This is a genomic window from Dyadobacter sp. HNCC25DJ184, from assembly GCF_056895215.1.
The window spans coordinates 1-13,077 of sequence record NZ_JBXHAQ010000003.1 but is presented as its reverse complement, the minus strand read 5'-3'; the positions used below and the strand labels follow the sequence as shown (position 1 = coordinate 13,077).

13 protein-coding genes and 1 pseudogene are annotated in these 13,077 nt (G+C 39.0%); 13 read left to right on the top strand and 1 reads right to left on the bottom strand.

Features of this window, described 5'->3' with window-relative positions; genetic code table 11:
* The first annotated feature begins 226 nt into the window (after positions 1–226).
* The 13 genes and pseudogenes from AC1XUD_RS05230 to AC1XUD_RS05170 all read left to right on the top strand — a co-directional run bounded on the left by AC1XUD_RS05230 (position 227) and on the right by AC1XUD_RS05170 (position 12,679).
* Positions 227–3,256, top strand: a complete 3,030-nt coding sequence (locus tag AC1XUD_RS05230; RefSeq protein ID WP_483359913.1) for a metallophosphoesterase — start codon at positions 227–229, stop codon at positions 3,254–3,256.
* A gap of 285 nt (positions 3,257–3,541) precedes the next feature.
* Positions 3,542–3,955 (top strand): annotated as a pseudogene (locus AC1XUD_RS05225) (IS256 family transposase); the annotation flags it as partial.
* Positions 3,956–4,817: 862 nt separating this feature from the next.
* Positions 4,818–5,375 carry an antirestriction protein ArdA gene (locus AC1XUD_RS05220; protein ID WP_483359912.1) on the top strand — a complete coding sequence of 186 codons (558 nt, stop codon included), beginning with the start codon at positions 4,818–4,820 and terminating at the stop codon, positions 5,373–5,375.
* 197 nt (positions 5,376–5,572) lie between these two features.
* A complete protein-coding gene (locus AC1XUD_RS05215) occupies positions 5,573–6,331 on the top strand; it encodes a hypothetical protein (RefSeq protein ID WP_483359911.1) in 759 nt (252 codons plus the stop codon).
* Between the two features lie 134 nt (positions 6,332–6,465).
* Positions 6,466–6,741: a helix-turn-helix domain-containing protein gene (locus AC1XUD_RS05210; protein WP_483359910.1), complete on the top strand. Its 276-nt coding sequence runs from the start codon at positions 6,466–6,468 to the stop codon at positions 6,739–6,741.
* Between the two features lie 3 nt (positions 6,742–6,744).
* Positions 6,745–7,104, top strand: coding sequence for a hypothetical protein (locus AC1XUD_RS05205; protein ID WP_483359909.1), 360 nt, complete (start codon positions 6,745–6,747; stop codon positions 7,102–7,104).
* Entirely contained in the window at positions 7,073–7,444 is a 372-nt protein-coding gene (locus AC1XUD_RS05200; protein ID WP_483359908.1) for a hypothetical protein, read from the top strand. Before AC1XUD_RS05205 ends, AC1XUD_RS05200 begins: the two co-directional genes overlap by 32 nt.
* Positions 7,441–8,148 (top strand): P-loop NTPase family protein, encoded by a 708-nt coding sequence (locus AC1XUD_RS05195; protein ID WP_483359907.1) that lies wholly within the window; start codon positions 7,441–7,443, stop codon positions 8,146–8,148. The genes AC1XUD_RS05200 and AC1XUD_RS05195 overlap by 4 nt, the downstream gene beginning before the upstream one ends.
* On the top strand, positions 8,129–8,656 hold the full coding sequence (locus tag AC1XUD_RS05190; protein WP_483359906.1) for a hypothetical protein: 528 nt from the start codon (positions 8,129–8,131) through the stop codon (positions 8,654–8,656). The genes AC1XUD_RS05195 and AC1XUD_RS05190 overlap by 20 nt, the downstream gene beginning before the upstream one ends.
* A gap of 236 nt (positions 8,657–8,892) precedes the next feature.
* On the top strand, positions 8,893–9,564 hold the full coding sequence (locus AC1XUD_RS05185) for a plasmid mobilization protein (RefSeq protein ID WP_483359905.1): 672 nt from the start codon (positions 8,893–8,895) through the stop codon (positions 9,562–9,564).
* Positions 9,561–10,403 (top strand): relaxase/mobilization nuclease domain-containing protein, encoded by an 843-nt coding sequence (locus tag AC1XUD_RS05180; RefSeq protein WP_483359904.1) that lies wholly within the window; start codon positions 9,561–9,563, stop codon positions 10,401–10,403. The genes AC1XUD_RS05185 and AC1XUD_RS05180 overlap by 4 nt, the downstream gene beginning before the upstream one ends.
* Before the next feature lie 408 nt (positions 10,404–10,811).
* A complete protein-coding gene (locus AC1XUD_RS05175) occupies positions 10,812–12,026 on the top strand; it encodes an ImmA/IrrE family metallo-endopeptidase (RefSeq protein WP_483359903.1) in 1,215 nt (404 codons plus the stop codon).
* Entirely contained in the window at positions 12,023–12,679 is a 657-nt protein-coding gene (locus tag AC1XUD_RS05170; protein WP_483359902.1) for a P63C domain-containing protein, read from the top strand. The genes AC1XUD_RS05175 and AC1XUD_RS05170 overlap by 4 nt, the downstream gene beginning before the upstream one ends.
* A 187-nt stretch (positions 12,680–12,866) precedes the next feature.
* On the opposite strand, the gene AC1XUD_RS05165 is transcribed toward AC1XUD_RS05170, so the two are convergent.
* The coding region (locus tag AC1XUD_RS05165) for a hypothetical protein (protein ID WP_483359901.1) at positions 12,867–13,077 on the bottom strand (211 nt) is incomplete at its 5' end.

Sequence of the window (13,077 nt, the reverse complement as noted above, 5' to 3'; positions counted from 1 at the left end):
CTGCAACTAAAATAGATATAGTAAGAACTAAGATGCTACTTCTTTTGACGAAGGGCAACAGAGGCACTTAACTATTCATATGCATTATTTTCAAAAAGGTGTAATAATGAAAACGGGCAGGTTTCCAAGTTGGGACACAAACAACACCTTGTAGTCCAGTCAAAATAATCACATTGCAATACACTCAATGTAACAATACTATTGAAAACTATATCAATTATTAAAAATGGACACATTAAGAATAATACATATTTCAGATATTCACTTCGAAAACAACGAACCAGAAAATCAAGGACTTATAATAAAATCATTCTTTACGGACTTGCACAACAAGGTTGACCCAAAAAATAGAGAAAATACATACTGTATAATTTCGGGCGATCTAGTTAACAAGGGAAATTCAGACAATGTATTTGATCAGTTTTTCGAACAATTCATAGTTAAATTAGCTAAAGTCATACCAATAAAAAATATATATTGTTCACCAGGGAATCACGATGTGAATAGAAAAATTGTAGAGGCTAATTTCGATGAGCATAATGAGCTTGTTCAAAAAAAGTTTACTGAGTCAGCTTTCAATGACTTTATTAAAATAAAAGACAATATTTTCACAAAGAAGTTATCATTTTACGAGAATTTTTGTAAAAATAGACTTCATCTACCAAATTTTAATCTTTTAGGATACTACGACAATCCTATCCCTGAAATCTCAATATTTTTTTTAAACTGCTCTCTTTTTTGCTATGGAGGTTACAAGAATGTTGAAGACAGAGGACTATTGAAAATCGAGACCTCAGGTATAAATAAATGGATACAAGAGAATAATGGAAGAACGAAAGTTTTGGTAATGCATCATCCCCTCGATTATCTAACAAATTTCGCAAAATCGGAAATCAAATCAATGCTAACCAGTGATATTGATATACTAATATCTGGACATATACACGAGCAGGAGCTAACACAAGACTACATAATTGAGAACAAAGGAGTGATAAAGATGGGATCTCCACAACTATTTTCCGATAAAACTGATTTAAATGGATATTCGATATTGAATTTTGAAAAAGGAATTTTAGATTCCATTGAATATAGGCAGTGGGTCAGAAGGCAGAGAAAATTTATGGCGGGACGAGACTTTTCAAGCTCGGAAAACGGAATAGTTTCTTTCAGAAAAACTGAGAATACGAATCAAGATTTGATTTCTCAGAAGCTCTTTAATTATTTTCAAAAGGCAATGAAATCATATTCAATAACACCTCAATGGATTGAAAGAACTTTGAGAACAAAACCTTTAAACTTAGTTATAGAAAATGATGGCGAAAATTTAGATTACATAAATGTAATTAATTCCAAAAAAAATTACCAAATCATTGCCGCACCTCAATTTGGTCTAACTTGTTACGCAAGGTACCTTACAATTAAAGCGTGGCAGATAAGGAATGAAAAATGGCTATATTTGGACACAAATAATTGGACCTATTCAAAATATCATGCAGACCTGGAGGACGCTCTTATAGATTTCAATTATGACCTTGGCTTAATCGAATGTGTTTTATTAGACAATTGGCGAAATACACTAAAAGATTCGCGTAAAATTTTAGAAAATCTGAGAAGAAAAGCACCTAATTCTCGCATGATTATTCTATCAAATTTTCAAGATAACATTATTCTTGAAGGCCTTGATTCCGATGAAAGCCATGAAGGATTTGAACCACTTTACTTGTCTGAGTTAAAAAGAATTGGCCTCCGAAATATAGTTAGACATCTCAATGTAGATAGTCAAATTGGAGATGAGAATCGTGTTCTTGAAAGACTAGACATCGACTTGATCGACCTAAATATCCACAGAACGCCATTAAATTGCCTTCAAATATTAATAGCATTTCTTAATAATTTCGAAGAACGTCCAATTAACAGATCAAAGGTATTTGGCCACATCTTGAAGGTTATTTTTGATAACCCCGGCAAACTCTTCTATGGAAATACACTTGACGAAGAAAATTGTAGTTTTATTTTGGGGTATTTTTGCGAGCATCTTTTAAAAAATGATAGGGAGTTTTTTACTGAATCACAGTTTCAAGATGTGTGTACTCCATTTTGTAAGGATAATTATAATACAACTAATACTTACGATTTACTTAGTGTACTAAAAAATAATCAGATAATAGTAAATTTCAATGGAAGTTTAAAATTTCGATTCACTTATTGGATCTATTATTTCGCAGCGTTTCGAATGAAAATCGCACCAGAATTTGCTGAGTTCATGTTTAAGAAAAAGCATTCGCTATATTTTCCGGAAATTATCGAATTTTACACTGGTATTGACGGAGCCAGAGAAGACGTTGCAAGAATGTTAATTGATGATTTAGATTCTTTGTCTCAAACAGTACATAGTAGGGTGGGTTTAGACGAAGATTACAATCCGTTCAAAGATATAAAATGGTCATTTAATGAAACTAAAATCGGAATGACTCAGGATCAGTTAATAGAGAATGTTCAAAATTCAAAGTTGCCTGATGAAATTAAAGATGTAGTTGCCGATCGACATTATAACAGTATTAAGCCATATACCCAAACAATCAATACCTTTCTTGAAGAATATGAAGTAAAAAACTTAATGGACCTGACAAAATCGGCTTCACGGGCATTGAGAAATAGTGAGTTTATATCAAGCAAACTAAAAGAACAATTGATTGAAAAAATATTTTTGGGATGGCAAGAAACAATTAGAGTTCTTTTTTTGATTGCTCCCGTACTCGCAAGAAACGGCTTCGGAGGTGTTGGTGGAGCTAGATTTAAACTTACAGACGAATTCCCGAAAGAATTCAATGAATGCCTAAAAAATATAATAAGATCCTTGCCGTACAACTTGACCCTATGGAATAAAGATGACATTTTTTCCGATAAACTGATATTATTACTAAGAAAATACATGATTGAGTTTCCTGATCCAAATATTCGTCACATAATTATCTTATTGGAATGTTCGACACTGCCAAAGGGTTGGAAAGACTCGGTTTTAAATTATATCGAAAAAGTAGACAAAAACTCCTTTTATTTAGGTGACTTATTTTCTCACCTTACAAATAGTTACTCAACCAAATTTATGACTACCGCTGAGCTTGTTGATACTGAATACTTAATAAAAGCTTGTTGGGCGAAGCATAATACAGGTAGTCCAAAGCCAGGTATTGACACCGTGTCAAAAGTATCTGATAATGTTCTCCCAAATAGAAGCATTAGGGATATTGAGTAAAGAGATGGCAATAATTGAGCGCCAGTCAAATTTCAATAATCCTTCTGGTTTTCGTAGACTAAAAACCGAAGATTCATTACATGAAGAAACTCAGATAGACACGTGAGAAAATTTCATTCCGATTCACACCGATCTTTCTCAGTAAAATGGCTAATGAAGAGCGATTGTTCCAATTCTTAAAAAAGCCGTATATCTTGCCCGGGTAAGAAATGCTGTACAAGATCAAAATAGCATAGCTGGAATATCTTGAAAGGCGAGTAACTTCCTGAAAGAGCTGACAGGTCCCGTAATATCTCCGACTATGTCAAGGAAATGTATGCAATGGAAATATCTGCCACTGAGATTTCTCATATCACGGACAAGATAATTCCTGATGAATGGCGTAAAAGGCCATTAGAATTAGAAGCCGTTTATCCCTTCGTTTTCTTGGACTGTATGCATTGTAAAGTACGCGATAACGGAACCGTTGAGTCCAAGGCAATTTATAATATATTGGGCATAGCCCGTGAGGGGAAAAAACATTTGATTGGGGTTTATCTATCTGAAAACTAGGGCGCTAAATTTAGGCTATCTTTTCTTACAGATTTAAAACAACGTGGTGTTGAAAACATTCTGATAGCCTGCATAGATGGCTTAAAAGGTTTCCCGGAAGCCATAGAAGCCGTATTTCCTAAAACAAAAGTTCAACTTTGTATAATCTGGCTCGGAGATATTATTGTAGATTCTGTCTAAAATACACTAAATCAACTCATTGATGGTCTGATGTCGTTGGAACTGGATTCCGATGGTGCTAGCCTGAAAAACCTTCCTTCGTCGGAAAGAAGGCATGTAATCGGGAGGGGCGCTTGAAACGTTGGAATAAGAGGAAAGCTATTATTCATATCGACAGAGGAGGGGAAATGTTATAGAGAAAAGTTTAATGTTCTGTAAATGAGAATTTTGTGATGAGACAACTACAAATCGCGAAATATGATGGTAGTGTGTAGACGACAGCTAGCAATTGCGATATGCAAAACTGTGTTATGGACCTTCTGAAAAAGAATGGATCGACAGAGGCTTGCTTCCCGCTTTGATTAAGTATGCAAAGATGACCTATCGAGAACAAGAGGTCACTGTTGGATATACCCTTTTTTGCACCGTAATTTCCCCTAAGATAAGCAACCAATCAGTCAAAATAGTTACCGATTAACAAGTTCCATCTTGCTGCTGATGCCTAGTTAAGCCTAAGACTTATGGCCAGTTATGAAGGTATTTAGATCGAAGGTTGGTCTAGAATAAAATAAAAAGTCACGAAGTGAATTACAATATGTTTAATAGATACTGTAAAGCCAACCAGCCGCACGTTTACCAGTCAGTGCAAACGAAAGTTACGAAGTGAAAAATGACGGCTTCAAGCCTTCACTTCGTCAGCCGGCTATTTACCGCGGCGAAAGGCCGCTCCTTAAACGCCGTCTGGGCTTTGAACCCTGGGGGATAAACCCCGTCATTTTTCACTCGTGTGGGACATGCGATTGCCCTTTGGCACAGAGCCGGGCTTAGCTACTTCAAATGTCTTTCACTGATGAAAAATTCAAAAAACACTCCAAAGATTTACGTAGGGACTTACGGGATGTACAATTCCGGATCGCTTTTCGGAAAGTGGTTTGATCTTTCAGATTACTCAGATGTACAGGAGTTTTACAAGGATTGTTATGAATACCATAGGAACGAGTTTGATCCGGAACTTATGTTCCAGGACTGGGAATATATTCCGTCTTTTCTGATCTCGGAATGCAGTTTGCACGAGGACACATTCAAGTACTTTGAAGCAGTCTCTGAAATGGATGATGACAGAGCGGAAGCTTTTGAGATTTACTGCTCAGATATTATATCCTGGCCAGCAAACGGAAATGATCTGGAAGAAACACTGGAAAGTTTTAATGAAGCTTATCAGGGATATTATGGAGGAGCTTTCAAAGATCCGAAAACAGAATTTACCTATCAATATGTAGAAGATACCGGAATGCTTTCAGGAGTACCTGAAAATATTGAAAGATATTTTGACTATGAAGCCTTTGGAAGGGACCTATTCCTGGAAGGATACTCCGAATACAACGGTCATGTTTTCATCGACATTTAAATGTTTTTTCAGGAGTCTGATACTTTTTCAGACTCCTGAATTAAAAAAATGGTCGGATGGAAGTTTGAAGTTATTGGCAGAAGATTAGAATCAAGCGGTTTTTAATACTTTCTGGACTGGTATTGAGTCGTTTGATTTCACCGGCGAATTGGAATTTTTAGTATCTGTCAGTAACTTAATTAAAAATTCGTCTTGGCATGATAAGATCATACTTTAAAATCAGAGGCAGATTTGACTTTTCACCGCACCGTTTTGAGATCGGAAACCCATTGATCCAAAGACGGCATTTCAGCTATAATCATTTACTTAAAAAGGTATATGGCCTAAGCGTAGCCGATTATCCTTTGTTTTACCAATATCATCTTGATCACTATCTCCGATCAAATCCACAGCAAGAGCAGGAATTCTTTGCACACTTTTACCGGATTACCGCTGAGAGAATTGCCTACTACAAGATGCAGGACCCGTTCTCATCAAAACAGCAGATATATCAATCCAATATAGCCAAGCTCGAATCCTTTCAATCTTTTCTTCACTCGATCGATCAGTGGCATGTGCATCAGCCGCTTGAATCGGTCATTATGGAAAAAGACCAGTTGATTTCTTCACTTAAAGCCAGGGTTGTTTTTCTGGAAGAGGAGAACAGGCAACTCAAAGAGTTTGAAACGAGCAAAAAAATCCAGATCCGCGAAAACTATTTACCAACCTTCTTGGACCTGATTAAACAGATGCAGGAATTGGAACTGCCGGATGGAAATAAGCTTCTGACCAGCTCTGGCCAGAGCGGCTGGTATAAAATGATTGCCAAATACTTCCTTCATGGCAACAATGAGATCCCTGTAAACACCGCTCGGAACTACTTTCCGGCACAAAAAGATAAAACACTTATCAAAGGAACCGAAATTTATTCATCTCAAAAGCTATTCAAAATCAATTACTTAAAGCGAAATGGATAAATTTGTTTTGACCAGCAGCATGTTTTGGTCATTATTATTTACCCTTCCCCTCTTATGTTTGCTTTTGATGATAATGGGCCGTGGTACCCGGCCTGTTGTCATGGTTTATGTTTCACCATTAAACAAAAGCAGTCATGCATGTAGAGATGATCACGAGGGAGGACTTGCACCAGTTTAAAACTGAACTTCTTACCGAATTAAAAACCATTCTAACGGCCGCCAAACCTGGCCCACAAGGCAAATGGCTAAAAAGTGCCCAGGTGCGTGCGCTTTTAAACATCTCACCTGGAACGCTATTGAACCTGCGGGTCAACGGTCATCTGCGTTACACCAAAGTGGGCGGCATTTTTTACTACCAGTATCAGGACATTGAGCTAATGCTGGCAAAAGACCCTTCTAAAAGACGGTAGATCATGCGGGCATCGAAACAAAACTTTATCAATCCGGCGGGAGCCGGGTTGATAGAAGGAGTATGGGATGATCCCAGACTTCGGGCTGTGCATATCTGTTTGTATGCTGCCATTGCGCATCACTGCGGCAAGGCAGATCAAAGCCAGATCCGGATTAGCAGAAGAATTCTGATGCGATCTGCCAGAATCCGATCAATAGCTACCTACCACAGCTGTATCAGGGAGCTGGCACATTACGGCCACATTGATTACCAGCCTTCCTATCATCCGCTACGTGCAAGCCGTATAGCACTGACCGGCCGGGATAACGGAAGCTCAAACCAGAAGATCAATGGACAAGAAAACACTGATCGACCTTTTTGAGCGGCGAGATAAGAAAAGAAGGCGGATCCTTTATGAGCTCTACTTTGATCTGATCACATCAAAACTGACAGCGAGTTATATCGCCGAAATGATCTGTAATGATCTCGGTCAGGCTGAGATGGTATGTGCAGCAGATATCAAATTCTGCCGGTTTCACTTCAAAAACAAAACGATACGTCCAGTGACGGCAAAACCGATCGTTCAAAGTCCTGTTTCAGCGGTCACTGCTAAACTGAGAACGGAAACTCCCGAAGACGGCTTTGCCAGTTTTTGTTCGGACCCGGAAACCATGAGTACACAGGAAAATATTATTGTTCAATCTAAATTCTCTAAAAAATGAAACGCAAATTCCATTATGTCCTGCAAGCCAAGGGCGGTGTAGGCAAAAGTCTTTTTACGTATTTAAAAGCGCTTTCGGAAAGGGATGGTTCTTCCCTGTTTGTGGATGTTGATCATTCTACAAAGACTTCTACCCGTCAGCTAAAATTTCTGGGAGACTCCAGGATGGAGACCCTTTCGCTGATCGGTAAACGCGATATGATCGTCCGGGACATTTTCATCGGCTACGTAGAAAGCCTGGTTAAAGCGCCCTTCAACGAAATCTTTATGGATTTTGGAGCTCCGGAAAGCGAACAGTTTCCTTCTCTGCTTTCCAGGGACCTGAACTTTAAAACCTGGTGTGACAGGCTGGGCAATGAAGCTATTTTTCATATCATCATCGCAGGTGGTGGTGCTTACCGGGCCTGCGTTGAATACCTTGAAAAAATGATACAGGTGACACAGGGACGGTTCCGGGTCATTGTCTGGCAGAACATCAACACATTCAGCCAGTTTCCCAAGCTAGCCCTCGAGCTGTCTGACAACTGCACCAGGTTTGGCCTTGAACTACGGCAGTTCGGCGACTTTGATGCCGATACGCTTCTGGGTAACCAGATACTGGATGGAATCAGAAATGGTTACAGTCTTGATGAGTATCCATTTGGAGCACAGATATGTCTGGAAACGGAACTTGAAAATAATTTCAATGATGAACCAGGTCAGTAAGGAAGAAGTAGACCGTATCCGGGGCAGGTATACGGAGAAATACGGCAGACTAATGGATAAGTGGTCGCCTATTCTGTTTCACGAAATGCATGAAAATTTCAGGCAGTTTGAAAGCAGTGTGAAGATGTCGGTTCTGGAGATCAGCAAAGCAGCAGCACAAATTAGAGGAAGTCACAAGTCCATTCATTTCAAAAGCGACCGTGAAGCCTTATTCTTTGGGCTTGGTATAACCGCTCCGGCTGCCGTTGCTGGTATTGTGGTCTCGATCCTGATTTTTTGGTATACCAGTAATAGTCAGGATTACAAGCAAAAAAAAGAGGTCCTCGACACCTACGAAAATGTTTCGGATTATGTGGCTCTTATTCAGAAAGGTGAGATCCTTGAAAAAGATGGAGTCAATTACCTCGTTCTGTACCCGCTGCCTAAAAAGGGCGGTACCACGATCGGAAAAGATTACATCTACGATCATCAAAAAAAACGGGTTCTGGTGCCTCTGGGTTTAAAATAGCGTCTGAAAATCTGCAAGTGAACTTTTGTGAACTTTCTTAAACTTTGGCTGCCAAAAGTGGCCATTTGTAAACTTCTATGAGCCTTGGCGTTGGTTTTACCAAAACAAGCTATCGCCGGTACGCCGTGAAAAACGGCGACCGGCGGGAGCTTGCAAGGGGCTACGCCCCCTTGACCCCCTCGCTATTCGCCTTTGGGCTCATAGCTCATTGTGACAGACCATTTTAAATCTTAAAGATGATGGAAAATAAAAAACAAAAAGGCAGGCCGCCTAAAAGCGAAAAGGTTGTCAGAAGGTCTCATTTTTCCGTATGGGCTACTGCCGATGAAAAGCAGCGCGTCAATGTGCTGATCGAAAAGAGCGGGCTTTCAGCCAGTCAATTCTTTTTGACACTGGCATTGGACACACCCATTAAAAGACCTCAGAAAAAATCACTTCCTGCTAAGACGGCTGAAACGATTTTGATCCTTGAAAAGCTCAGCGGAATTCTCTCACTCGCGGTATTAAAAGCATCCAGTGCTGATATACTTTCCCGCCAATGGCAGCAAAGCAGCCAGCAGGTCAGACTGCTTTCTAAACTGATCATGCTTTTTGCATTTGAGGACTTTGAGCTTAGAACGGTGCGTAAGACTTTGTCTGATATTCAGGACTGGACATCTCAGTTGTATAGTTATCTGGATATTGTTTTGCCACAGACAGAGAACAAAACCAGTGTAATGGAAAAGACTCAGCATCTGTATCAGGCCAGCGGTGAACTTTTGAAAAAATACGAAGCGCATTATCTGAAAGACGAAATACCTGATGAGCTTTTACCGATTTGGAAAGAATCAGAAAACACCCAGCCAGCAGCAGTCTATGAAATGATCAGACAGGCAGCCGAGGAGCTGATTAAAAACAGAAGATTATGATTGGGCAAGTGAAACTGGGAAATTACGCAAAACGGATCATTGAGTATTGCTACTACGACAAACACCTCACACCACAGCAGAGTAAGATAGTTGGGCCGGACGATGTTCGCGGGGAGCTTGTCTACATCCAGCACCTGGCACTTCAAAAACTGCCTGATGGAAGATTTGATATTGATAATCTGATCAAGCAATTTTTAGACAACCGTGACAAGAATACAAAGCTCAATAAATTTGTCTGGCACCAGTCGTTTAGTTTTCCGCCCGGTGAGAATCCGGGCGATGATAAGATCCGGCAGATCACTGCCGAATTTGCCAAAGACTTCGGTTTTGAGCAGAACCAGATGCTGGTATTCCGGCACACGGACACGATGCATGCGCACTTCCATTTGGTCGCCAATCGTATTAATTATAACGGAAAGAACACGGCGGATCATTTCAATAATTATGCGCGTACTGGAAAATTCTGCCGTAGAATAGAGTTGGAACTAGGCTTGTCAATCACGCCGGAAATGCATCTGACCGATGAGAACAGACAGGAAAACAGACAAACCAACAAAGCGATCCTCAGACTAAAAGAAATGATCGATCAGCAGTTGTCTGCTGTCAAGAGTGTTGAAGAGCTGAAATCACAGCTTGAAAAACAGGGTTACAAAACCTATTTGGGCAGAGGCATAGCGTTTATGAACACCAAAAATGGTATGAAACTCAAAGGGTCGCAGATCGGAAGGGAATACTCGTTAGCTAATCTGGAAAAACGATTGGGTATGGCACTGCTCTTAGATCAGGCTGAGAGAAAAGAAAAGAGTTTGCATAAAACGAAAAAGCTCACAGTCAGTTGATAACCAACACAGGGGCCAGTGCTTCGGTCAAAGACATTGCCTGAATGCAAAATTTTTAATGTTTGTATAAGGCACCAAAACCGGCGCGCCTCATTTTTGTGATAGATGCATTAAAAATCAAAATAATGCTTCCTTAATCAGAAACAATGTTATTGAGGTTACATCCAATTTATATTAGTCGTGAAGCATTGTTCGTGATACATAAGATAGTCATATCAAGTTATCATATGAAAGGTGTATTGATCTAGTAGCGGTCACATTTGTTATCTTGCACTAAGAATCACACAATCTGGCTAGCGAAAAATTTAGGTGCAGATTTACAATTTTTCTGTCATAAATTAAGAATATGTCATTTTTTGATATATATTTGGGTTTGTATAAGTACAATTAAATTAAGGAGTAAGCTCAATGAATAACAAGTTCACGGATATCGAAGCACTGTTGAGTGGATTAAAACCACAAAAACCGACTCTCAAAGATCTGTTTGATAATAAGTTGAATGAATTGAAAATTTCTGCCACCGATGCATTCGATGTAATGGAGGTACAGTCTAGGACAATGAAGGGAATATTGAACGGATCCCAAAAGCAAGTAGACGTTTTAAATCTGATAAAACTTTCTCATTTCTTACAAATATCGAAATCAGAGGTAGTTGAAATGTATGTGGAATTAATCGAAAAGAATTTCCCAATGATCAATATATCTTCTGACGAAATTCATTTTATAAATGAGAATTTTGATCTCACTGTTTTAAAAAAGGCTGGCGTGATAGACAATATTAGAGACTTCAAACACATTCGTGAAAGGATTACTGCTAGATTAGGATTACGCTCAATATTTGAATATAAGAGACCGACGGTTGATGTAGCCTTTAGTTCAGGTTCAAGAAAAGTAGATAATAATGCTACAAGAGCATTTTGGATTAGTGCGGCTCAAGCCTCTCTTTCTGAGATACGAAACCCTAACCCTTTTGATCGAGAGGCACTAATTAGACTTTTTCCAAAAATTAGGTGGTATACAATGAATGTCCAAAAGGGGCTTTTAGAAATATCACGGGAGCTTTTTGATTTGGGACTGACCGTCTTGTACCAGCCGTCGATGTTAACTCTACAATTGAGGGGAGCTACATTTAATCATAATGGAAATCCTTCGATCATTTTGACGAATTATCAAGGATTCTATTCTACGTTGTGGTTTGCACTGATTCATGAATTGTACCACGTGCTGTTTGACTGGGAGGAGATTAAAGAGAATAGATATCACCTTACTGACGATTCAAATGAGAAACTATCAGTTAGAGAGCGAGAAGCCGAGGCGGATAATTTCGCCAAAGAATATCTGTTTTCAGAAGATAAGATGAAGATTGTAAAGAGGCTAATCAATGATGAAACATTTATAGCTGAGTTTGCAGCCGAAAATCAGATTCATAAAAGCCTAATCTACGCATTTCATGCGTTCAATGCGAGTAAGTCGGATAGGTCTGCTTGGGCGAGAGCTCGTGTTTTTTCTCCTGATCTTGACGAGTGCGAAAAACCTTTGGACATATCTTGGAAGGAGCACGAGCGTATTGAGTTACTAGTTCCCACTTTTGCACACAAATCATATAATACAGTTACATCATGAAAAAGGAAGAAGAAAAGCTTGCGCTATTATCCTCGGCAATCGAAATCGTTAAAAAAGAACAAAATGATTTAAAAGAGGTTAAACAACCGGAAATTAGCGAGGAGTCACGCCAAGAGCGATTATTTCTTGCTGGTATGCTAATTCAGCAAACGGATGATTTAGCTAAGGCAAAGCGGAAGCGAAAAAAGGTGCTTCAGGATACTACCATAGAAATAAATGGAGTAACGCTTTCCATAGGGGAAATAAAATCCTTACTAAGTGCTGTCCAAAGAAAGTACGAGGCTATGTTCCCTAATGATGTGCCATTTTTTAGCGAAATTTATCGACTAAACAAATGGGATACTCTGAACCCCAATGACTTTCACAAGCCAGCGATAGTGGGAAAGTGGATTAATGAGGTCATTTATTCTCGGTTTCATAAAGATGTTCTCCCTGCATTACGCGTTATGAACCCAAAACTCCCTGGTAGTTATGTACGTAAAGGGAAATTATACCATTTTTTAAATGACAAGGGAATCGAAATGTTGATGCAATTCAGAGATGAAAGTATAGAGCTAATGAAGAAACATACCGACTGGTATGAATTCAGAAAAGACTTATTCAAGAAATACGATGTGGGATACCAATCTCAGCTTTTTCATAAATCAGAATAGCATTAAGACTAAGCAAGTCTTGGATTGTCATTTTTGATTTTCTCTTTATGTACTGAGTTCAAAAAGTGAACACCTATCTCCTCGTCGTAGTAAAAGGAGAATCTTGTGTGATATTTGGAAGATATTGGTAGAAAAGTAACATATTTTTTTCTGTCTGCTGATACCATTCATAAGTGAAAAATGCCACTCAGATTTGAGTAACAACCAACACAGGATGTACAATATCATTATTTTCTGGTGTGAATGACAAGGGAATTGCGTCAGTTGAAAATTGGCGATTCGCGTAAAACAACTCTCCGACAAACTCACTGAACTCACCACATTTGGAAGGGAGGATCTTCCTGAATAGATCTAACCTTAGTATTCTATTATCGAAAATTCCATTATTTTGGCGCGAT

Excerpts from the sequence above, each read along its gene's own strand:
- AC1XUD_RS05230 (WP_483359913.1), top strand. The coding sequence starts at position 227 with ATGGACACATTAAGAATAATACATATTTCAGATATTCACTTCGAAAAC.
- AC1XUD_RS05220 (WP_483359912.1), top strand. The coding sequence starts at position 4,818 with ATGAAAAATTCAAAAAACACTCCAAAGATTTACGTAGGGACTTACGGG.
- AC1XUD_RS05215 (WP_483359911.1), top strand. The coding sequence starts at position 5,573 with ATGATAAGATCATACTTTAAAATCAGAGGCAGATTTGACTTTTCACCG.
- AC1XUD_RS05210 (WP_483359910.1), top strand. The coding sequence starts at position 6,466 with ATGCATGTAGAGATGATCACGAGGGAGGACTTGCACCAGTTTAAAACT.
- AC1XUD_RS05205 (WP_483359909.1), top strand. The coding sequence starts at position 6,745 with ATGCGGGCATCGAAACAAAACTTTATCAATCCGGCGGGAGCCGGGTTG.
- AC1XUD_RS05200 (WP_483359908.1), top strand. The coding sequence starts at position 7,073 with ATGGACAAGAAAACACTGATCGACCTTTTTGAGCGGCGAGATAAGAAA.
- AC1XUD_RS05195 (WP_483359907.1), top strand. The coding sequence starts at position 7,441 with ATGAAACGCAAATTCCATTATGTCCTGCAAGCCAAGGGCGGTGTAGGC.
- AC1XUD_RS05190 (WP_483359906.1), top strand. The coding sequence starts at position 8,129 with ATGATGAACCAGGTCAGTAAGGAAGAAGTAGACCGTATCCGGGGCAGG.
- AC1XUD_RS05185 (WP_483359905.1), top strand. The coding sequence starts at position 8,893 with ATGATGGAAAATAAAAAACAAAAAGGCAGGCCGCCTAAAAGCGAAAAG.
- AC1XUD_RS05180 (WP_483359904.1), top strand. The coding sequence starts at position 9,561 with ATGATTGGGCAAGTGAAACTGGGAAATTACGCAAAACGGATCATTGAG.
- AC1XUD_RS05175 (WP_483359903.1), top strand. The coding sequence starts at position 10,812 with ATGAATAACAAGTTCACGGATATCGAAGCACTGTTGAGTGGATTAAAA.
- AC1XUD_RS05170 (WP_483359902.1), top strand. The coding sequence starts at position 12,023 with ATGAAAAAGGAAGAAGAAAAGCTTGCGCTATTATCCTCGGCAATCGAA.